This is a genomic window from Streptomyces sp. NPDC000878, assembly GCF_053599695.1.
Map to the genome: position 1 here is coordinate 115,086 of NZ_JBSFMT010000014.1, position 18,366 is coordinate 133,451.

General features: G+C 68.7%; 23 protein-coding genes. 8 read left to right on the forward strand and 15 right to left on the reverse strand.

Going from position 1 to position 18,366, the window contains the following annotated elements; genetic code table 11:
* Positions 1–54 precede the first annotated feature (54 nt).
* From ACWDR4_RS15635 to ACWDR4_RS15645, 3 genes are read right to left on the reverse strand one after another with little or no spacing between them, the layout of a single operon-like run.
* Positions 55–1,239, reverse strand: a complete 1,185-nt coding sequence (locus tag ACWDR4_RS15635; protein WP_450408774.1) for an MAB_1171c family putative transporter — start codon at positions 1,237–1,239, stop codon at positions 55–57.
* Positions 1,240–1,252: 13 nt separating this feature from the next.
* Positions 1,253–1,783: a toxin-antitoxin system, toxin component gene (locus tag ACWDR4_RS15640; protein WP_450408864.1), complete on the reverse strand. Its 531-nt coding sequence runs from the start codon at positions 1,781–1,783 to the stop codon at positions 1,253–1,255.
* A gap of 32 nt (positions 1,784–1,815) precedes the next feature.
* A complete protein-coding gene (locus tag ACWDR4_RS15645) occupies positions 1,816–2,472 on the reverse strand; it encodes a helix-turn-helix domain-containing protein (RefSeq protein WP_450408776.1) in 657 nt (218 codons plus the stop codon).
* A 219-nt stretch (positions 2,473–2,691) separates the two neighbouring features.
* Here ACWDR4_RS15645 and ACWDR4_RS15650 point away from each other — a divergent pair, with 219 nt between their 5' ends.
* Positions 2,692–3,363 (forward strand): MmyB family transcriptional regulator, encoded by a 672-nt coding sequence (locus ACWDR4_RS15650; RefSeq protein ID WP_450408778.1) that lies wholly within the window; start codon positions 2,692–2,694, stop codon positions 3,361–3,363.
* A gap of 88 nt (positions 3,364–3,451) precedes the next feature.
* Here the strand turns inward: ACWDR4_RS15650 and ACWDR4_RS15655 are convergent, their stop codons facing one another.
* Genes ACWDR4_RS15655 through ACWDR4_RS15670 form a run of 4 tightly spaced genes read right to left on the reverse strand, consistent with a single transcriptional unit; the run spans position 3,452 to position 6,841 of the window.
* Entirely contained in the window at positions 3,452–4,282 is an 831-nt protein-coding gene (locus ACWDR4_RS15655; RefSeq protein WP_450408780.1) for an ABC transporter ATP-binding protein, read from the reverse strand.
* 41 nt (positions 4,283–4,323) lie between these two features.
* Positions 4,324–5,103: an ABC transporter permease gene (locus ACWDR4_RS15660; RefSeq protein ID WP_450408782.1), complete on the reverse strand. Its 780-nt coding sequence runs from the start codon at positions 5,101–5,103 to the stop codon at positions 4,324–4,326.
* Positions 5,100–5,873 (reverse strand): ABC transporter permease, encoded by a 774-nt coding sequence (locus ACWDR4_RS15665; protein ID WP_450408784.1) that lies wholly within the window; start codon positions 5,871–5,873, stop codon positions 5,100–5,102. Before ACWDR4_RS15665 ends, ACWDR4_RS15660 begins: the two co-directional genes overlap by 4 nt.
* The gene (locus ACWDR4_RS15670; protein ID WP_450408786.1) at positions 5,870–6,841 is read right to left on the reverse strand and encodes an ABC transporter substrate-binding protein; all 972 of its coding nucleotides are present in this window, start codon (positions 6,839–6,841) and stop codon (positions 5,870–5,872) included. The genes ACWDR4_RS15665 and ACWDR4_RS15670 overlap by 4 nt, the downstream gene beginning before the upstream one ends.
* Before the next feature lie 234 nt (positions 6,842–7,075).
* Here ACWDR4_RS15670 and ACWDR4_RS15675 point away from each other — a divergent pair, with 234 nt between their 5' ends.
* Positions 7,076–7,894 (forward strand): IclR family transcriptional regulator domain-containing protein, encoded by an 819-nt coding sequence (locus ACWDR4_RS15675; protein ID WP_450408788.1) that lies wholly within the window; start codon positions 7,076–7,078, stop codon positions 7,892–7,894.
* Here the strand turns inward: ACWDR4_RS15675 and ACWDR4_RS15680 are convergent.
* The 3 genes from ACWDR4_RS15680 to ACWDR4_RS15690 are packed head-to-tail and all read right to left on the reverse strand — an operon-like array spanning position 7,845 to position 10,008.
* Entirely contained in the window at positions 7,845–8,780 is a 936-nt protein-coding gene (locus tag ACWDR4_RS15680; RefSeq protein ID WP_450408790.1) for a PDR/VanB family oxidoreductase, read from the reverse strand. The two genes, ACWDR4_RS15675 and ACWDR4_RS15680, sit on opposite strands and share 50 nt — an antisense overlap.
* Positions 8,777–8,947 carry a hypothetical protein gene (locus ACWDR4_RS15685; protein ID WP_450408792.1) on the reverse strand — a complete coding sequence of 57 codons (171 nt, stop codon included), beginning with the start codon at positions 8,945–8,947 and terminating at the stop codon, positions 8,777–8,779. Before ACWDR4_RS15685 ends, ACWDR4_RS15680 begins: the two co-directional genes overlap by 4 nt.
* Positions 8,944–10,008, reverse strand: coding sequence for a Rieske 2Fe-2S domain-containing protein (locus ACWDR4_RS15690; protein WP_450408793.1), 1,065 nt, complete (start codon positions 10,006–10,008; stop codon positions 8,944–8,946). The genes ACWDR4_RS15685 and ACWDR4_RS15690 overlap by 4 nt, the downstream gene beginning before the upstream one ends.
* Positions 10,009–10,785: 777 nt before the next feature.
* Here ACWDR4_RS15690 and ACWDR4_RS15695 point away from each other — a divergent pair.
* Complete coding sequence (locus ACWDR4_RS15695) at positions 10,786–11,328, forward strand: TetR/AcrR family transcriptional regulator (RefSeq protein WP_450408794.1); 543 nt, start codon at positions 10,786–10,788, stop codon at positions 11,326–11,328.
* Positions 11,329–11,426: 98 nt separating this feature from the next.
* Here ACWDR4_RS15695 and trxA read toward each other — a convergent pair whose 3' ends face one another.
* The 4 genes from trxA to ACWDR4_RS15715 are packed head-to-tail and all read right to left on the reverse strand — an operon-like array spanning position 11,427 to position 13,889.
* The gene (trxA, locus tag ACWDR4_RS15700; RefSeq protein WP_450408795.1) at positions 11,427–11,750 is read right to left on the reverse strand and encodes a thioredoxin; all 324 of its coding nucleotides are present in this window, start codon (positions 11,748–11,750) and stop codon (positions 11,427–11,429) included.
* Between the two features lie 26 nt (positions 11,751–11,776).
* On the reverse strand, positions 11,777–12,775 hold the full coding sequence (gene trxB, locus ACWDR4_RS15705) for a thioredoxin-disulfide reductase (RefSeq protein ID WP_450408797.1): 999 nt from the start codon (positions 12,773–12,775) through the stop codon (positions 11,777–11,779).
* Positions 12,776–12,777: 2 nt separating this feature from the next.
* Positions 12,778–13,197 (reverse strand): arsenate reductase ArsC, encoded by a 420-nt coding sequence (locus tag ACWDR4_RS15710; RefSeq protein ID WP_450408799.1) that lies wholly within the window; start codon positions 13,195–13,197, stop codon positions 12,778–12,780.
* Between the two features lie 56 nt (positions 13,198–13,253).
* On the reverse strand, positions 13,254–13,889 hold the full coding sequence (locus ACWDR4_RS15715; protein ID WP_450408801.1) for an arsenate reductase ArsC: 636 nt from the start codon (positions 13,887–13,889) through the stop codon (positions 13,254–13,256).
* A gap of 104 nt (positions 13,890–13,993) precedes the next feature.
* Here ACWDR4_RS15715 and ACWDR4_RS15720 point away from each other — a divergent pair, with 104 nt between their 5' ends.
* The 5 genes from ACWDR4_RS15720 (at position 13,994) to ACWDR4_RS15740 (ending at position 18,094) form a co-directional block, all read left to right on the forward strand.
* A complete protein-coding gene (locus ACWDR4_RS15720; RefSeq protein ID WP_450408803.1) occupies positions 13,994–14,302 on the forward strand; it encodes an ArsR/SmtB family transcription factor in 309 nt (102 codons plus the stop codon).
* Complete coding sequence (gene arsB, locus ACWDR4_RS15725) at positions 14,299–15,411, forward strand: ACR3 family arsenite efflux transporter (RefSeq protein ID WP_450408804.1); 1,113 nt, start codon at positions 14,299–14,301, stop codon at positions 15,409–15,411. Before ACWDR4_RS15720 ends, arsB begins: the two co-directional genes overlap by 4 nt.
* Positions 15,411–15,662, forward strand: a complete 252-nt coding sequence (locus ACWDR4_RS15730; protein ID WP_450408806.1) for a DUF2180 family protein — start codon at positions 15,411–15,413, stop codon at positions 15,660–15,662. Before arsB ends, ACWDR4_RS15730 begins: the two co-directional genes overlap by 1 nt.
* Positions 15,662–16,723 (forward strand): ArsO family NAD(P)H-dependent flavin-containing monooxygenase, encoded by a 1,062-nt coding sequence (locus ACWDR4_RS15735; protein WP_450408807.1) that lies wholly within the window; start codon positions 15,662–15,664, stop codon positions 16,721–16,723. Before ACWDR4_RS15730 ends, ACWDR4_RS15735 begins: the two co-directional genes overlap by 1 nt.
* A 477-nt stretch (positions 16,724–17,200) precedes the next feature.
* Positions 17,201–18,094: a hypothetical protein gene (locus ACWDR4_RS15740; RefSeq protein ID WP_450408809.1), complete on the forward strand. Its 894-nt coding sequence runs from the start codon at positions 17,201–17,203 to the stop codon at positions 18,092–18,094.
* A gap of 30 nt (positions 18,095–18,124) precedes the next feature.
* On the opposite strand, the gene ACWDR4_RS15745 is transcribed toward ACWDR4_RS15740, so the two are convergent.
* Positions 18,125–18,274, reverse strand: a complete 150-nt coding sequence (locus ACWDR4_RS15745; protein WP_450408811.1) for a hypothetical protein — start codon at positions 18,272–18,274, stop codon at positions 18,125–18,127.
* Positions 18,275–18,366: the final 92 nt, after the last annotated feature.

Consider the following 18,366-nt stretch of genomic DNA (forward strand, 5'->3'; position numbering starts at 1 on the left):
GCCGTCGTGGCTTGTCGCGCAGTTCCCCGCGCCCCTGAAAAGCGCACGCGTCCCTTACTGCCAAGCCACCGTTCTCTCTCGTACCGCCGCAACCACCGGAGACCGGCGCAGGGCGTGGGACATGGCCACCAGGTCACGTGGGCCCTCCGCTGCCGTCGGCGGTCTGCCGTCCTCTGCTGCCGCCGCAGTGATGACCCTGCCCTCCGGGTCCGCCGCTCGGGCCCGCAAGGCTGCCGTCACCATCGCCGCGTCCCCCTCCGCTCTCGCGCCCTCGGGGGTCGAGCCCGCGGCTCGGGCGGCCTCGTAGGCCTGGGTTCGGACCGTTGGGTCGAAGTACGGGTAGAGGCTGAGCATGCCGTCGTGGATGTCGGACTCGCGTTGGGTGACCTGGAGTTCGGCCGGGGACCACCAGGCGATGCGGACCGTGCGGTCGCCGTGGTCCGCGAGCGGGGCCAGTTCTCGCCACAGGGGGCTCAGACGGCGGTACGTCGACCAGGTGCTCCACACGTCGCCCACGCGCTGGAAGGCCAGCGGGATGCAGAAGCCGGCCGCGGTGACGACCTCCGCTGCGGCGGCCATCGCGGGGGCGACGTACGTGCTCAGGTAGTCGAGGTTCTCGCCGTTCCAGCGGGCGATCACGGCCGTCATCTTGGCCGCCGCGAAGGCGATGTTGCAGAAGAAGCCGGCCACGATGACGAGCAGCCCGACGCGCAGCCAGCCGTGCACCTGGAGCGCCCACGGCCAGCACATCATGTTCATCGCTATGTTCGCGACCGTCAGGGCTACGAGGTAGAGGACGATCATTTCGCGGATGTACGGCGTGTTCGCGTAGTGCGTGTCGAAGTCGCGCAGGCGCTGTTCGGGGGCGTTGCCCAGGGCGAACAGGGCGGCTGTCGCCACGATCACCACCGCGTACCCGGCGATCCAGCGGCGCGTGGCGCGGCGGGTGGACTCGGGCGGGCCGCCGCGCCAGTTGATGATCAGCACCAGACAGGAGGCGCTGAAGGCGCTCAGCAGGCAGTACACGAGCGGCGCCGAGATGTTCGGGACGGCGGTGACACGGTTGACCCAGGAGATGGTCGGCGGGGCCGCGAAGAGGAACACCAGGACGGAGAGGAGGAGTAGCGCGTACACCGAGCGCAGCAGCGGGTCCCGCCAGGCGCGCAGCACCGCCCGGCCCTTGAGGAGGAGGACGATCACCATCGCGGCGGACGGGACGTAGTAGCTGGAGTCGTTCACGCCGGGCGCCGCCTCAGCTCTGCGGCCCGCGATAGCCCAGGGAGGCCTCGATACGGCCCGCGAGCTGATCCCGCTGGACCGGCTTGCGCAGCGCCGAACCGGCCAGCCACGTACGGCACTTGCTGGCCAGCAGCAGACCGAAGCTCTCGGCGTCCTGCTCGTCCGCGAGGTCGGACCGGGTGCGGGCGGCCACCTTGCGGACCGTGGCCTGGAGGTCCGCGGTGTCGCTGAGCAGCCGCGCGGCGACCGCGGCGCCCTCGACATGGTGACCGCAGTGCCCGGCCTGCATGTGCCACAGCTCATGGCCCAGGATCACCAACTGGTGGTCGGGCGCGGTGCGTTCCTCGACCACGATGAGATCCTGGTCAGCCATGTCGAGCCACAGCCCGCTGGCCGTGCCGGGCGGGAAGGGCGCCGCGCGGAACAGGACGGGACGGCCGCGACGCCTGCTCATGGCATCGCACAGCGCGGCGTAGAGATCGGCGGGTTCCGCCGGTGCCGGAAGCCTCAGCTCGGTCACCAACTCGCCGCACAGGCGGCGCATTTCCTTGCCGATGTTCACAGTCATCCCTCGGATCACGACTCCGGCCGCTTGACGCTCTCCAGAAGCATGTCCAGCCATTCGGCGACCTTGTCGCGATGCTGGTCGGAGGGCAGCTGTGCGGCCCGCCAGGCGATTCCGCGGACGCCGTGGTCCTGCAGCAGCCGCTCCAGCGGATCGGAGGCTGCCGCAGCCGCCTCGCGCTCACGGTCGGCGAGCTGCTGGAGAAGTTCCTGCTCGGTGCGCTGGAGGGCGCCCGCGAGTGCCTCGGGGTCCTCCGCGGTGAGGAATCCCGCGTGCACCCTGAAGAAGCGCTGGATGGCGTCGCAGTGTTCCATCGTGGGGCGCCGGTCGCCGTTGATGAGGGCGCCCGCCTGCTGGCGCGACATTCCGGCGCCGTCGGCGATCTCCTGCTGGGTGTACTTGCGGCCGTTCGGCTTGAGCCGGGTGCGGCGCAGCAGGCCCAGCCGCTGCAGGAAACGGGCCTGGAGATCGGGTTCGCCGACGCTCTGGCCGCTCAGCAGGGCCTTGACGACGCTCTCGGGCACACCGGACGCGGTGGAGAGCTGCGCCGTCCTGAAGACCTCGGTGTGCGGCACGCCGAGCCGGTCCGCGAGCGCGGTGACACGGGCCACTACGGCGGACAGCAGAACCGTCGCCGTGGCGCCCGGAACCTCGTAGCCATCCGTCACCGACAGGTCTCCCACGTCTTCGTTCGTCTTCGCTGTTGCCGCGAACTGCCCGGAGAGAGTAGCGGGTTGTTCGAACTCACATCCAGCTCTCGCCACATCTGTGGCCAGATTCAGCCGTCAACAGGCATGAAATGCCACGATAGTTGACACAGCTCGTACCGGGGCATCAGGATCAGGGCGCCGCGTGAAGGCCGCATAGGCAAGAGGGGTGACCTCCCGATGGCATTTCAGGCAGGAGGGCAGCGGCCGGCGCCGCGGCCCGTCCCCGAGAGTCCCGAGGCCCAGGCGTATCTGCGGGACTACGCCACGCTCGTGGAGGCCGTGCCCTTTCCGTCCGTCGTCCTCGACCACCGCTGGGACGTGGTCCTCTCCAACACCGCGTTCGAGACACTTTTCCGCGCCGTCGGCCCGCATCCCACGGCCATGCCCGGCGACAACTTCCTCCGTTTCGTCCTCTTCCACCCGGACGCGGGCACGGTCCTCGGCGAGCACGAGTCGAGCTGGTGCCTGCCGATGCTCGCGCACTTCGCCGCCGCCGTGGAACGGCACAGCCAGGACCGCGGCCTGCAGTCCATCCGCCGGGACATCGCCCAGGACCCGATCATGGAGGCCGCCTACCGGCAGGGCCTGCCGCACTGGATCCGGGCGGTCGGCGCGGAGGCGATCCAGCACGACGCCGCCGTACGCCCGCTGCTGCACCCCGACCCGCGCTGGGGCGCCACCGAGTGCCGGGTCGTGGGCGAGACCTCCAAGTCCCTTGAGGACATGGGTTATACGAGGCTGACGCTGGTGCTCCGCGAGACGCGGCGCCCGGCGGACGCCTCGCGAGGACCACGCCGCCCGCGGCGTTCGGCGAGCCACCTGAGTGTGGTGCCGGCCCCGGGGGCGTGACACGGGGACCTGGCCCCGGAACCGTCGGCGTTCAGGTCGCCGACGGCACCGGGGCCACCGCCCTGTCACCCCCGCCACCGTCCCCGGCTCACTTCTTGTCCACCGCCCTGTCCTCGACGCTGTCCGTCGGGCCGGGTACCGGGGTTCCGCGTTTGGCCGCCTGGATCTGCTCGTACACATGCGTGCGCAGTTCGGCGAAGCGCGGGGCGACCCGGGTGTGCAACTGGTCGCGTTCGTCCGGGAGATCGATCGTCAGCTGCTCCCTGACGACGGTCGGGGACGCGGACAGGACGAGCACCCGCTGACCCAGGTACACGGCCTCGTCGATGTCGTGCGTGACGAACAGGATCGTGATCCCGCGCTCCCGCCACAGCCCCCGTACGAGATCCTCCAGATCGGCGCGCGTCTGGGCGTCGACCGCCGCGAACGGCTCGTCCATCAGCAGCACTTCTGGCTCGTAGGCGAGCGCCCGGGCGATCGCGACCCGCTGCTGCATACCGCCGGACAGCTGCCACGGATACGCCCCTGCGGCGTCCGCGAGCCCGACCGAACGCAGCGCGTCCGCGACCAGTTCGCGGCGCCGGGCCTTGGACAAGCCCTTCTGTTTCAGCGGGAGTTCCACGTTGTCGCCGACCCGCATCCAGGGGAACAGGCTGCGGCCGTACTCCTGGAAGACGAACGCCATCCCGGGTGGCGGACCGCTCACCGGCCGCCCCGCGAGCGTCACTTGGCCCGCAGTCGGTGCAAGGAGCCCGCCCACGCACTTCAGCAGTGTCGTCTTGCCGCACCCCGACGGCCCCACCAGACACACGAGTTCGCCCGCCTCGATGCCGAAGGTGAGGTCCCGCACCGCCTCGACCCGGCGCCCGGAACCCTCGTAGACCTTGTTCAGCCCGGATACATCGAGTAGTGCGCCCATGGACCGCCCTTTCACGTTCGCTCAGATGTGCGGCACGAGGTTCACGGCGACCGCCGGGCCGAGGCGCGCAGACCGTGGTACCAGCCGAGCACTCGCCGCTCGACCAGCTGGAACACGACGGAGAGGACGAAGCCGAGCAGGCCCAGGACGAGGATGCCGGTCCACATGTCCGGTATGGCGAAGCCGCGTTGGAACTGCACGATGGTGAAACCGAGCCCGTTGCTGGCGGCGAACATCTCGCTGATGACCATCAGGATGATGGCGATGGACAGCGCTTGGCGCAGCCCCGCGAAGATCTGCGGGCTCGCCGAGCGCAGCACCACGTTCCGCAGCCGGGCGGCGCCCGTGATCCCGTACGAACGTGCCGTCTCGGCCATCACCGGGTCGACCGCGCGCACCCCCTCGACGGTGTTGAGGAGGATCGGCCAGACGCAGCCGCTCGCGATCACGGTGATCTTCATGGTGTCGTCGATGCCCGCGAACAGCATGATGACGGGGATGAGGACGGGCGGCGGAATCGCGCGCAGGAACTCCAGCACCGGCTCGCACAGGGCCCGCACCCGCCGGTAGGAGCCGATGACCGTGCCGACGGCCACGCCGACGACGGCCGCCACAGCGTACCCGGCGGACAGCCGCAGGATGCTGGGCAGCACGTCGGCGCGCAGCCGCTCGGCGGTCCAGACGTCGGGGAAGGTCGTGAGGATCGTCCGCAGCGGTGGCCAGAAAGGGTTGGTGCTGTCGTCGGAGGCGAGCCACCAGAGCCCGAGCAGGACGAGGGGCAGGGCGAGCAGGAAGACCAGCCGGAGCAGGAACCGGGTCACACCGCCACCTCCCCGCGCACCGACTGGTGCCAGGCCAGCGCCCGCCGTTCCACCGTACGGGCGCCCACGTTGATGACAAGGCCGAGCAGCCCGGTGACCACGATGAGCGCGTACATCTCGGGCACCGCCTGCGAGTTCTGCGCGATGGCGATGCGCGCGCCCAACCCCGGTGCCCCGATGACGAGTTCGGCGGTCACGGTGAGGATCAGCGCGACGGCCGCGGCCAGCCGTACCCCGGTCATGACGTACGGCAGGGCGGTCGGCCACAGCACGTACCGGATACGCGCCCAGCTGCCCAGGCCGTACGAGCGGGCCGTCTCGTCGGCGACCGGGTCCAAGTCCTGGATGCCGTACAGGACTTGGACGAGCACCTGCCAGAAGGAGGCGTAGACGACGAGGAGGAGGACCGAGCGCAGTTCGCTGCCGTAGAGGAGGACGGCGAGCGGGATCAGCGCGACCGACGGGATCGGGCGCAGGAACTCGATCGTCGAGGCCGTCGCCTCGCGCAGATACGGCACGACCGACACGAGCACCCCGACGACGATGCCGGCGCTCACCGCGACGGCGAGGCCCAGCGCCCAGCCGGTGAGGGTGTCGCCGAGCGCTGTCCAGAAGGTGTCGTCGGACAGCTCGTCGCCGAGGGCGCCGGCGATCCGGGCGACGGGCGGGAAGTACGCCTCCTTGACGAGACCGAGCCGCGGTACCGCCTCGCCCAGGGCGAGGAAGACCGCGAGCCCGGTCGCGCCGAGTACGGCGTTCGTCCCCCTCACGGCAGCAGCTTGTCCAGGTCGGGGGTCTGCTTGAAGAGCCCGTCCTCCTCACCGAGCTTCATCAGCGCCTCGATCGAGGCACGGTTCGCCTCGGCCGGCCACTTCGGCAGGGTCACCTTCGCGAGCACGTCCGCCGGGATCTTGGTGTACGTCGTGACGATCTGGCGGGCCTCGTCCGGGTGGGCGTCGGCGTAGGCGAGGGACTCGGCGGTGGCCTCCTGGAACTTCTTCACCAACTCCGGGTTCTGCTGCGCGTATTGCGTCGAGGTGAAGTACATCGCGACGGTGCAGTTCGGTGCGACGTCCACCATCGGCCAGGCGATCTCGGCACCGCCCTGGCTCTTGACGGTCGCCAGGGCCGGCTCGACCACCTGCGCGGCGTCGATCTGCCCGCTGTCGAGGGCGGCGGGCATCTGGTCGAAGGCCAGCTCGACGAAGTCCACCTTGTCCGGGTCGCCGCCCGCCTTGCGCACCGACTCACGCACCGCGGTCTCGTTGATGTTCTTCAGGGTGTTGACGGCGACCTTCTTGCCCTCCAGGTCCTTCGCCGACTTGATCGGGCTGTCCTTCTTCACGGTGATCGCGCTGAAGTCCTTGCCCGCCACACCGGTCGATGCGATGCCGTTGACGACGGCCTCGACCGGCACGTTGTTGGACTGGGCGATCATCAACGACGTCACGTTGCTGAAGCCGAACTGGAACTGGCCGCTGACGACACCCGGCACGATCGCCGCGCCGCCCTGTGCGAGGGTGAGGGACAGCTTGAGCCCGCGCTCGCTGAAGAAGCCCTTCTGCTGACCGAGATAGAGGGGTGCCACGTCGACGATGGGGATGATGCCGACCTTGACCGTGGTGGTGCCGCCGGACGACGTGGTGCCGCCCGACGAGCCGGAACCGTCCGACGAACCACAGGCCGTCGCGGTGACCAGGAGCGTGGCGGCCGTGAGGCCGGTGAACAGACGACGCATGACTCCTCCTGTGGGACCGATCCTGGTGCTCCGACAGGTTGTGCCAGATGGTGGCGAGTTGTGCGCGTAGAGCACGGGCGTGCTCAGGGAGAACGTCTCGGAACGTCTCAGCGGGAACGTAGAGCCCCGCGCCAGCCAGGGTCAATGCCCGTGCGGTACCTGGTTGTTGACGTACACGACGCACACCCATAGCGTGCGCACAGCGCACGCTCGTACGTCCCTGTGGAGGCTACGATGTCCGCTGCCGCCCGTGCCCCGCACTTCGTCCGCTCCTTCGAACGTGGCCTGGCCGTCATCCGCGCCTTCGACGCCGAGCATCCGGCGCTGACGCTCAGCGAGGTCGCCCGCGCCTGCGAACTGACCCGCGCCGCCGCCCGCCGCTTCCTGCTCACCCTCGCCGACCTCGGCTACGTCCACAGCGACGGCCGGCTCTTCCGGCTCACCCCGCGCGTGCTGGAACTCGGCTACGCCTACCTCGCCGCCTTCACCCTGCCGCAGATCGCGGAACCACATCTGGAGCAACTCGTCGCGCAGGTACGGGAGTCGTCCTCGCTGTGCGTCCTGGACGGCGACGACATCGTGTACGTGGCCAGGGTCCCCACCCGTCGCATCATGACCGCGGCCATCACCGTCGGCACCCGCTTCCCGGCCCATGTCACGTCGGTGGGCCGGGTGATCCTCGCGCATCTGCCCGAGGAGGAGCTGGACGCCCGCCTCGCCCGCGCCGACCTGCGCCCGCTGACCGACCGGACGATCACCTCAACGGCCGTACTGCGGACGGAACTTCAGCGGGTACGGCGGCAGGGGTACGCCGTCGTCGACCAGGAACTGGAGGAGGGGCTGCGCTCGGTCGCCGCCCCGGTGCGCGACCGGGACGGCGAGGTGGTGGCCGGCGTGAACATCCCCGTCCACGCCGGCCGCAACTCCGTGGAGTCGGTACGCCGGGACCTGCTGCCCCATCTCCTGGCCACCGTCGCCCGGATCGAGGCCGACCTGGCGATGGCTACAGGTCGAGGACGAGCCGCGGACCACGGCACCGGGACACACAGATGAGCATCGTCTCGCCCGCCTCCCGCTCCTCGTCCGAGAGCACCGAGTCCCGGTGGTCAGGCGTGCCTTCGAGTACGTCCGTCTCACAGGTGCCGCAGGTCCCCTCGGTGCAGGAGTAGAGCACCTCGACTCCGGCCCCGCGCACGGTGTCCAGGACGGACACGTCGACGGGCACGGTCAGCGTGCGACCGCTGCGCTGCAGGACGACCTCGAACTCGCTGTCGGCACCGCCCTGTTGGGCCTTGGGCGTGAACCGCTCGACGTGCAGGGCACCGCCCGGACAGACGGACTCCACCGCGTCGAGGAGCGCCCCTGGACCACAGCAGTAGACCAGGGTGCCTTCCGCCAGCTGCCCGACCTCCGAGTCGAGGTCGAGCAGCCCGGTCTCGTCCTGCGGAGCGAACGTGACCTTGTCCCCGTACCGCCCCAACTCCTCCGTGAACGCCATGGAGTTGCGGGTGCGTCCGCCGTACAGCAGCGTCCACTCGGCGCCCGCGGCCTCGGCGGCGGCGAGCATCGGCAGGATCGGGGTGATGCCGATACCGCCCGCGACGAAGCGGTATCGGGGGGCCGGCTTGAGGGCGAAGTGGTTGCGGGGTCCGCGTACCCGGACCTTGTCGCCGAGCCCCAACTGTCCGTGCACATAAGCCGATCCGCCGCGCCCGTCCGGCTCGCGCAGCACCGCGATCCGCCACGCCGACCGGTCGGCCGGGTCGCCGCACAGCGAGTACTGCCGCTCCAGCCCGGGCCCGAGCACGACATCGACATGGGCGCCCGGCTCCCACGGCGGGAGTTCTTCACCCAGCGGATGCCGCAGGGTGAGCGCGAGCACGCCATCGGCGGCCGACTCGCGCCGCTCGACGACGAGTTCGGCTTCGTACACGCTCATGAGCTGCTTCCTTGCGGCTGGTGTCCCTGGGGGTGGGAGAGCATCCACTCCCACATCTCGATGGGGTCCTGCGAGCTGTGTTCACGGCCGCAGTGACAGGTGCCGTGCAGGATGTCCGTGCCCGGCAGCCAGTCGATGCGGTAGACCTCGCCTGTCGGGCTGCTCACAGGACCTTCTCCACGGGCTTGTCGCCCTCCTCGACCAGTCGGGCGAGGATCCGGCGGGCGGCGAGACCACCGGTGTCGATGTTGATGCTCAGCTCCTGGTAACCGGTGCGCTCCGAACCGAGCGTCTCCTGAAGGAGGTTGAGCGCGACGACGTCCTGCATGACGACCGTGTGGTTGTTGCTCCGCAGGAACTCGGTGACCTCGTCGTCGTCCGTGGCCCAGTCCCGCGAGACCATCCAGAAGTCGTACACCTTGCCGTCGGACGACGGCGTGATCGCGTACGTGATCTCGGTGTGGAAGCCGTTCGGGTCACTGCCGTCCGCCTCGGGCACCACGCCCACCGGCGCGATCCGGCTGTGCAGCAGATACAGGCACGGCGCGTGGTACTCGATGTCCTGCCAGCGCGTGATCCGCCCCTCGATCCCGGTCGACCGGGCGTAGAACGGCGGGCACTCGGCGTCGGCCATGTGCCGGCTCACTCGTACGATGCCGGCCCCCTCGTCGACCTCGGTGGTGATCGGCGTCTCGGCGACCTCGGGGGTGCCGATGTAGCCGCCGTGCAGATAGGTCTCGTGGGAGAGATCGAGGAGGTTGTCGACCAGGAGCCCGTAGTCGGCGTCGATCGGCTCCATGCCCTGGATGGTGGTCCAGCCGGGGGAGCCGAGGTGCCGGGCCCGCGGGATGGTCCCCGGGTCCGCGAGCACCGGGTCGCCGATCCACACCCAGATCAGCGAGTCCTGCTCGACCACCGGGTAGGAGGCGACGCGGGCGGTGCGCGGCACGCGTTTCTGCCCCGGCACGTACACGCACGTACCCGTGGTGTCGTAGGTGAAGCCGTGGTAACCGCACACGATCCGGTCGCCGTCGAGTCCGCTCTCGGAGAGCGGGTACCGGCGGTGCACACAGCGGTCGTGCAGGGCTATCGGCGTCCCCTCGCCCTCGGTGCGATAGAAGACGAGCGGCTCCCCGAGAATCGTCCGTCCGAGCAACTCCCGCCCCACCTCGTGGCTGTAGGCGGCGACGTACCACTGGTTCCTGGCGAAAGCGGTCATGTGGGGCATGAGGTTGATTTCCCGTCTCTCGTGGTGGCGACATCATCCGCAAGGGCGTTGCGGCGCCGCAACGCATCTTCCGTCTCACGGAAGGGGTGCGGTAAATCGCCTGCTCAGGGCGGCATTTCGCGAGTGGGCGGTGCGTCGGGAGTCGACGGGGTGGCGGATTGAGGTGATGACCTCCAGGGTGGGCTGGTCGTTTGAGTGTCGGAAATTTATGCTCGAATGGCCGTTTTCTTGCCTTTGTGAAGTCTTGTTGCTTGGCTCTGTCAGTACATCGGCGGAACGCGGCATCAGCGCAGGTCGAATATGGCCGCTTCCGTAAGAAGGAGCCTCCGGGTCGAATCCGGGTCGAATTCGCCAATCTGCACGTCACCCCGCTTGTTATTGCTGGTTGGGAGGGTGATGGCGCATTCGTGGGACCAGGTCGCTGGTTGCCGTGTGGCCGGGGCCGCGAGTGCTGAGATGTTTAGATGTGCGTCTATGTCGACTTGTTTCGGGCTGGACGTTGGGGAACCGGGACCGAACAGAGCTGCGACGGCGAGTGGACGATCGATGGGTCTGGCTCGACGAGCTGTCTCCAAGGCGCACCAGCCGGTGAACGGCTGCGGCGCTGTCTCGGGTGGGGTGAGATGGCTTTTTTGGCTTCTCCCGAGCAGCGGGTTACGTGGGCACGGGAGGACAGCAATTTAAGGCTCGGAGCACGGGATGCTGAGGGGAGACGGTATGCGGGCCGGCAGTTGGGGCAGCGGAACGCAACGCTGCAGGGGGCCGCGGACAGATGCCGTGCGCAACCGGGCCAGGATCCTCGCCGCGGCTCAGGAGATGTTCGTTGAGCAGGGACCGGAGGCGTCCTTGGACGAAATCGCGCGCCGCGCAGGGATCGGCAACGCCACCCTCTACCGACACTTCCCGGGGCGAGAGGCTCTCCTGGCAGAAGTAATCCAGCGGATCGCCATGGACGGCGCTGATGCGGCCGAGCACGCCGCCGTGCAGGAAGACGATCCGTTCGTCGCGCTCAGCCATTTCGTGCAGGCCGTAGCCCGCGAGAGACTTGCTGCCCTGTGCTGCTTGTCAGACGGACTCGCCCAGGTGCGCCCGGAACTGGCCCGGGAGAAGGATCGACTGGTGCGTGCCGCGCAGCTGTTGCTGACCCGTGCTCAGCAGGCGGGACAGGTGCGCGCGGACGTGTCTCTGGAGGAGATCATCATGGTCGTCGCCCAGCTCAGTCGTCCGCTGCCGGGCGTCAGTTGGTCGGCCACCGACCGATTGACCCCGCGTGTCGTCCAGCTGTACCTGGACGGTCTGATTGCCTCGGATCCGGTCTGACGGCGCTGCCCAGCGGCGAACCGTTCTTCTTCACCGTCTGGGCTCCTCTGGCAGGTCCGGGCAGCACCTCTTCGTCGAAGCCGCTTCCTCCGACCTGGTCAGGTGAGGTGGTCAGCGAGTTCGCGTTCCAGAGCGGCCTTTGGCCTGGCGCCAACGATGGTCTGGACGACCTCGCCGTCGTTGTAGATGTTCATCGTCGGGATGGACATCACGCCGTACTTGGCCGCGATGGCCGGGTTCTCGTCGATGTTGAGCTTGACGATCTCGATCTTGTCGCCGTGCTCGGCGGCGATCGCCTCCAGCGAGGGAGCGAGCTGGCGGCATGGGCCGCACCAGGCGGCCCAGAAGTCGACCAGGACTGGCTTGTCGCTCTGGAGGACGTCCTGGGTGAAGGAGTCCTCGGTGACGTTCTTGAGTGCCATGGGGTGCTTCTCCTGAGGATGCGGAGTCAGACGGCGGCCGCGACCGGCTCGCCCTCTGCGTGGGTTTCGCTGATGTCGGTGTCGCCCAGGGCGGCGAGGTAGCGCTCGGCGTCCAGGGCGGCTGCGCAGCCGGAGGCGGCGGCGGTGATGGCCTGGCGATAGGTGTGGTCGACGACGTCGCCCGCACCGAAGACACCGCCGATGTTCGTACGCGTCGATGGGGACTGCACCTTCAGGTAGCCGGTGTCGTCCAATTCCAGCTGGCCCTTGAAGAGTTCGGTACGCGGGTCGTGGCCGATCGCGATGAACAGGCCGGTCACGTCGAGGTCGCGGGTCTTGCCGGTGAAGACGTCGCGCAGCACGACTCCTGCCAGCTTGCCGTCCGCTTCCTTGATCTCCGCGATCTCGCTGTCGAAGGCGAAGGAGATCTTGTCGTCGGAGAAGGCGCGGTTCTGCATGACCTGGGAGGCGCGTAGGGCGGAGCGGCGGTGCACGACGGTCACCGAGCGGGCGAAGCGGGTGAGGAAGGTGGCTTCTTCCATCGCGGTGTCACCGCCTCCGACGACCACGATGTCGCGGTCGCGGAAGAAGAAGCCGTCGCACGTCGCGCACCAGGACACGCCCCGGCCGGAGAGGTCGTCCTCGCGCGGCAGGCTGAGTTTGCGGTAGCCGGAGCCGGTGGCGACGATCACGGCCTTGGCGCGGTGGACGGTGCCCGCGGTGTCGGTGACGGTCTTGACATTCCCGCTGAGGTCGACCGCGATGATGTCGTCGTCGATCATCTCGGCGCCGAAGCGGACCGCTTGGGCCCGCATGTTCTCCATGAGGACCGGGCCGTCGATGCCCTCGGGGAAGCCGGGGAAGTTCTCGACCTCGGTGGTCGTGGTCAGCGCGCCACCGACGAAGATGGCGCCGCCGAAGACGAGCGGCTTGAGTTCGGCGCGGGCGGTGTAGAGGGCGGCGGTGTATCCGGCGGGGCCGGAGCCGATGACGATGACCTCGCGTATGGCGTCGGTGGCGGTCACCGTCAGACCTCCTGCTTCGCGTCGATCTCGGCGATCAGGGCCTCGATGAGGGTCTTGATCTCGTCACGGATGGGCCGGACCGCCTCGACGCCCTGGCCGGCCGGGTCTTCGAGGGCCCAGTCGAGGTACTTCTTGCCGGGGAAGATCGGGCAGGCGTCGCCGCAGCCCATGGTGATGACGTAGTCGGACGCCTGGACGGCCTCGGTGGTGAGGATCTTCGGCTGGGCGTCGGAGATGTCGACGCCGAGTTCCTTCATGGCCTCGACTGCGGCCGGGTTGACCTGGTCGCCTGGGATCGAGCCCGCGGAACGGACCTCGATGCGGTCGCCCGCGAGGTGGTTCAGGAACCCGGCCGCCATCTGCGAACGCCCTGCGTTGTGGACACAGACGAACAGCACGGAGGCAAGCGGAGTCGAGGACATCGGTTCTTCCTTCACGAAGCGGATCAAGCGAGCACTGGGGTGTGGGGCCTGGCCGGTCAGGTACGCGGCAGGGAGTCGAGCAGTTCGGCGATGTGGGCGTCGATCTCGTCGCGGATGCCGCGGACGACGGCGATCGGCGCGCCCTCGGGGTCCGTGATGGGCCAGTCGAGGTAGCGGCGGCCGGGTACGACCGGGCAGGCGTCCCCGCAGCCCATGGTGATGACGATGTCGGCCGCCTGGACCACTTCCTCGGTGAGCGGCTTGGGGAACGCCTCGGCCAGGTCCAGGCCGGCCTCGGTCAGCACCTGGGCGACGGTCGGTTCGACCTCGGAGGCCGGATGAGTGCCCGCGGAGGAGACGGCCACGCGACCTGCGGCACGCTGGACAAGGAGCGCGGCGGCCATCTGGGAGCGTCCCGCGTTGTGGCTGCACACGAACAGCACACGGGCGACGCCGCTGCCCGGGGCACCCTCGATATGGGCGAGAGCGTCCAGCCGCTCGGTGGCCAGGTGTTCCGCCAGGACGATGAGGTGGGTGCGCACGCGAGCATGCTCGGCGAGCCGCTCGTAGGAGTCGGTGACCAGACGCTGGATAGTCTCGGGCGAGAAGCGCCCCCGGTAGCGCAGGGCGAGGCGGACGATGCCGGACGCAAGGCGGTCGTCGGGCAGGACGGGCGATGGGGAAGCAGTCACAGGAACCCCCTTCGGGGTATGGGCCCACACAGGTGCGGGGAATGCGGGCCCCAAGGATCAGGCCGGGCTGGTATCAGCTCGGAGTGATGTGAGAGTATCAGTCCATGCTGACGTCAGTCGACACTGATCTGATGCGGGTTCTCTCCGACCCGCTCCGCCTCCAGATCGTCACCCTGCTCGCCCGGGAGACGCTCTGCTCCACGCACCTGATCGAGGAGACCGGTGCGAAGCAGACCAACCTCTCCAACCATTTGAGAGTCCTGCGCGAGGCCGGGGTCGTAGAGACGGAGCCGTGCGGCCGGTACACCTACTACAAGCTGCGCCCCGACGTCATCGCCCAACTCGCCGGCCGGTTCGCCGACCTGGCCGAGTCCGCACGCACCGCCGCCGACAACAAGAGGGCCTGCCCGTGACCCCCATCGAAGCACCCGCGACCACCACCGAGGATTCCTCGGTCGTCGCGAAACTGTCGACGCTCGACCGCTTCCTCGCCGTATGGATCCTCGCCGCCATGGCCGTCGGCCTGGGCCTCGGCAGGCTCATCCCCGGCCTGAACGACACCCTGGCCAAGGTCGAGATCGGCGGCATCTCTCTGCCCATCGCCATCGGCCTGCTGATCATGATGTATCCGGTCCTGGCCAAGGTCCGCTACGACAAACTCGACGCAGTCACCGGCGACAAAAAGCTCATGGTGTCGTCGCTGGTCATCAACTGGATCCTCGGCCCCGCGATCATGTTCGCGCTGGCCTGGATCTTCCTGCCGGACCTGCCCGAGTACCGCACCGGCCTGATCATCGTCGGCCTCGCCCGCTGCATCGCCATGGTCATCATCTGGAACGACCTCGCCTGCGGCGACCGCGAAGCCGCCGCCGTACTCGTGGCCCTCAACTCCGTCTTCCAGGTGCTGGCGTTCGGCCTGCTCGGCTGGTTCTACCTCGACCTGCTGCCCGGCTGGCTCGGCCTGGGTGACGGTGAGCACCTCGACATCTCGATGTGGAAGATCGCCCTGAACGTGGTCATCTTCCTCGGTGTCCCGCTGCTGGCCGGGTTCCTGACCCGGCGCATCGGCGAGAAGAAGATGGGACAGGAGAGGTACGAGTCCAACTTCCTCCCGAAGATCGGCCCCTGGGCCCTATACGGCCTACTCTTCACGATCGTCATCCTCTTCGCCCTGCAGGGCAAGACGATCACCTCCCAGCCACTCGACGTCGCCCGCATCGCGCTGCCACTGCTCGTGTACTTCGCGGTCATGTGGTTCGGCACCTTCGCCCTCGGCAAGGCCATCGGCCTGGCCTACGACCGCACGGCGACCCTCGCTTTCACCGCGGCCGGCAACAACTTCGAGCTGGCCATCGCGGTCGCCATCGCCACCTTCGGCGTCACTTCCGGCCAGGCACTGTCCGGTGTCGTCGGCCCGCTCATCGAAGTCCCGGTCCTGGTCGCACTGGTCTACGTCTCCCTGGCCTGGCGGCGGAAGTTCGGCGCCGACCGACAGCTGACGGCCGCGTCGCAGGAGAACTGATGCACTGTCTGAACTGCTCCGGCATCGGGCCGCAGGTCACCGCCATCGGCGTCTGCGCCCAGTGCGGAGCCGCCGTCTGCCCCGCCCACCGCGAGCTCTCCGAACAGTTACTGACCTGCACGAAGCCGATCTCCCGCCCGGTGGCCACCGAACCACCGGTGCGCCGGCTGCTGTGCAGCACCCACGCCACAGCCCACCGCGCCCACGCGGCGTGCTTCCCACAGACCGCCCACGCCGTCCCCACCTCGTGATGAGCGACCAGCACACCCAGGTGGTGATCGTCGGCGGCGGCCAGTCCGGACTCGCCGCTGCCTACCACCTGCGCCGCCTCGGCCTGGACTTCGTCATCCTCGACGCCCAGTCCACGCCGGGCGGAGCCTGGCAGCACACCTGGGACTCCCTCCACCTCTTCTCCCCAGCGGGCTTTTCTTCTCTCCCGGGCCGGCTCATGCCCGCCCAGCAGGGCGAGGAGTATCCGGATGCCGGGCACGTGGTGTCGTACCTGCGCGACTACGAGAAACGCTACGACCTGCCCGTCCAGCGACCGGTTCGGGTCACCGGCGTGTACGGGGACGGCGAACTCCTGCGCGTGGAGACCGACTCCGGAACGTGGCGGACCCGGGCGGTGATCAGCGCGACCGGCACCTGGTGGCGGCCCTTCCTGCCCGCCGTCCCCGGACGGGGAGACTTCGGCGGCGAGCAACTGCACACCGTCGAGTACCGCACACCGCAGGACTTCGCAGGCCAGCGCGTCATCGTGGTCGGGGGCGGCAACTCCGGAGCCCAGATCGCGGCGGACCTCGCGTACGACACCGAGCTGACCTGGGTCACCCAACGCCGGCCGCGCTACCTGGCCGACGACATCGACGGACGGGCGCTGTTCGACGCGGCCACCGCCCGCCGACGTGCCCTCGACCAGGGGCACTCGGACACCGGTGGTGTCGCCTCACTCGGTGACATTGTCGCGGTCAAACCCGTACGAGCGGCCCGGGACAGCGGGCTGCTGAAAACCGCGCCGATGTTCACCCGGCTCGTCCCCGGCGGTGTGGAATGGGCCGACGGCTCCCGTGCCGAGGCCGACACGGTCATCTGGTGCACCGGCTTCCGCCCGGCGCTCTCCCACCTGGCACCGCTCCAACTCCGAGGCGTGCGCGGCCACATCTCCACCACCGGCACCCGCGCCACCGCCGAACCACGCCTGCACCTCCTCGGCTACGGCGACTGGACCGGCCCCGCCTCCGCCACCCTCATCGGCGTCGGCCGCCCGGCTCGCGATGCTGCCAGAGAAATCGCCGAACTCCTACGCGGCTGAGAGTCGATGGGACCAAGGTCGCCTGCCCTCCACGGAGACCACCGGACGTTGGCTTCGATGTGCGCGGCGAGGGGGCGGTAGGGGGGGCGGAGCGGCCGACGCCGAGGTGCCGGGCGACGGTCGGTGGCTGACTTCCTTCGTGTCGGGGCAGCGGAGGGCGACGGCGAGCATGCCGCCGTCGATCGCGGCGGCTGGCCGGGCGCCTTGCTTGCCGATCGCCGCGGCCGTGTCCACGTCGATCATCGACCGCTTCAACGACAACGTGTTCCATAGCCTGCGGATGCTGCCCGGCCGCCAGCAGCTACTGACAGGAACTCTGCGCCGGCACTGTTGTCGGGCGAAAATCAGAGTGCCAGGGTTGACGACACCCGATGTGACAGTGGCTTGAGTGCCGTCTCCCTGCCTTCATCGACTCATTGTCAGAGGCGGATGCAAGCATCCCGGGACACTTCCATGCATGCGAAGGGGAGACCGGGCATGGCGTCCATCCCGAACGACGTGGCAGTAGCGGACATGAGACGGGACGGTGATGCAGAACCTCAGGAGCCATATCCGGGCCACGCCCGTGCGCGTTGGAAGTGCCAGTGCAACAGGTGCAAGAAGATCATCTACCCGAACCGCAACAACGTGAAGAGCGGGCAGGGTGCCTGCCGGCACTGCGCGCCGAACACGCCGGTCGACCCCGCCGCAGCCGCAGCAGTGATGTTCGAACACGGCTTCCGCGCTCTGCTGGACTTTCCTGGCACGGGGAAGCCCTGGCTGTCACTGTGTACGGCCGCTGATCACCTGGTTTCTCCGCGCTATGACAACGTGACCGGTCGGGACGGCGGCTGCCGGTTTTGCAAGCGCTATGGACCTGGGGATCCGGAAGAAGCCGTGCGCGACATGGAGGCGGCCGGCTTCAAGCCCCTGGAACCGTTCACCAACATTCGATCCCGGTGGGAATCGTTGTGTGACCGCTGCGGAAAGATTTCTCGGCCCAACCTCAACAACGTGCGCACCCGTGGAGCGTGCTGCTCGCACTGCGCGAGGTACGGCCTGAACCCGGGGGCTCCAGCAAGGCTCTACGTGCTGAAACACCTTTCGCACGGCGCGGTGAAGATTGGCATCACTGGATTGAAAACCCGCGAAGACCGGGTAGCCCGGTTCTGTGGCATGGGCTGGACAGTCGTGGACACCCTGCCTTTCGAGACTGGGGAAGCCGCCTACAAGATCGAGCAGGCGGTGATCGGTGTTCTTCGAAGTGAGGGGCTGTCATCCTTCCTCCAGGCCGAACAGATGCCGACTGGTGGGTGGACGGAGACGTTTGATGCAGCCCTGGTCAGCGCGAGCCGGCTGTGGGAGCTGACGCAGGCCGAGTTGGGTCCCTGATGATCTATCCCTGCGACGTTCGACGGAGCGTCATCGAGTGCTGAGGGTGTCGGTGGTGGCGGAGGCTTCGTCGTACGCGGTCAGCGTCCGGTAACGGGTGGAGCGGCCGACGCCGAGGAGCCGTGCGATCGAGGTGACGGACTCGTTGGCGTCGCGGCGCCGTAGCGCGACGGCGAGCATGTCGCCGACGACGGCCCCGCCTGGTCCTCCCCGACCGGGTATCTCGCGGACCATTCATGGTGGCCGAAGGTCAGGCTGTCTTGCCTGAGTGG

Excerpts from the sequence above, each read along its gene's own strand:
- ACWDR4_RS15640 (WP_450408864.1), bottom strand. The coding sequence starts at position 1,783 with ATGCGCCGCCTGTGCGGCGAGTTGGTGACCGAGCTGAGGCTTCCGGCA.
- ACWDR4_RS15650 (WP_450408778.1), top strand. The coding sequence starts at position 2,692 with ATGGCATTTCAGGCAGGAGGGCAGCGGCCGGCGCCGCGGCCCGTCCCC.
- ACWDR4_RS15655 (WP_450408780.1), bottom strand. The coding sequence starts at position 4,282 with ATGGGCGCACTACTCGATGTATCCGGGCTGAACAAGGTCTACGAGGGT.
- ACWDR4_RS15670 (WP_450408786.1), bottom strand. The coding sequence starts at position 6,841 with ATGCGTCGTCTGTTCACCGGCCTCACGGCCGCCACGCTCCTGGTCACC.
- ACWDR4_RS15675 (WP_450408788.1), top strand. The coding sequence starts at position 7,076 with ATGTCCGCTGCCGCCCGTGCCCCGCACTTCGTCCGCTCCTTCGAACGT.
- ACWDR4_RS15680 (WP_450408790.1), bottom strand. The coding sequence starts at position 8,780 with ATGAGCGTGTACGAAGCCGAACTCGTCGTCGAGCGGCGCGAGTCGGCC.
- ACWDR4_RS15690 (WP_450408793.1), bottom strand. The coding sequence starts at position 10,008 with ATGCCCCACATGACCGCTTTCGCCAGGAACCAGTGGTACGTCGCCGCC.
- trxA (WP_450408795.1), bottom strand. The coding sequence starts at position 11,750 with ATGGCACTCAAGAACGTCACCGAGGACTCCTTCACCCAGGACGTCCTC.
- ACWDR4_RS15710 (WP_450408799.1), bottom strand. The coding sequence starts at position 13,197 with ATGTCCTCGACTCCGCTTGCCTCCGTGCTGTTCGTCTGTGTCCACAAC.
- ACWDR4_RS15720 (WP_450408803.1), top strand. The coding sequence starts at position 13,994 with ATGCTGACGTCAGTCGACACTGATCTGATGCGGGTTCTCTCCGACCCG.
- ACWDR4_RS15730 (WP_450408806.1), top strand. The coding sequence starts at position 15,411 with ATGCACTGTCTGAACTGCTCCGGCATCGGGCCGCAGGTCACCGCCATC.
- ACWDR4_RS15735 (WP_450408807.1), top strand. The coding sequence starts at position 15,662 with ATGAGCGACCAGCACACCCAGGTGGTGATCGTCGGCGGCGGCCAGTCC.
- ACWDR4_RS15740 (WP_450408809.1), top strand. The coding sequence starts at position 17,201 with ATGGCGTCCATCCCGAACGACGTGGCAGTAGCGGACATGAGACGGGAC.
- ACWDR4_RS15745 (WP_450408811.1), bottom strand. The coding sequence starts at position 18,274 with ATGCTCGCCGTCGCGCTACGGCGCCGCGACGCCAACGAGTCCGTCACC.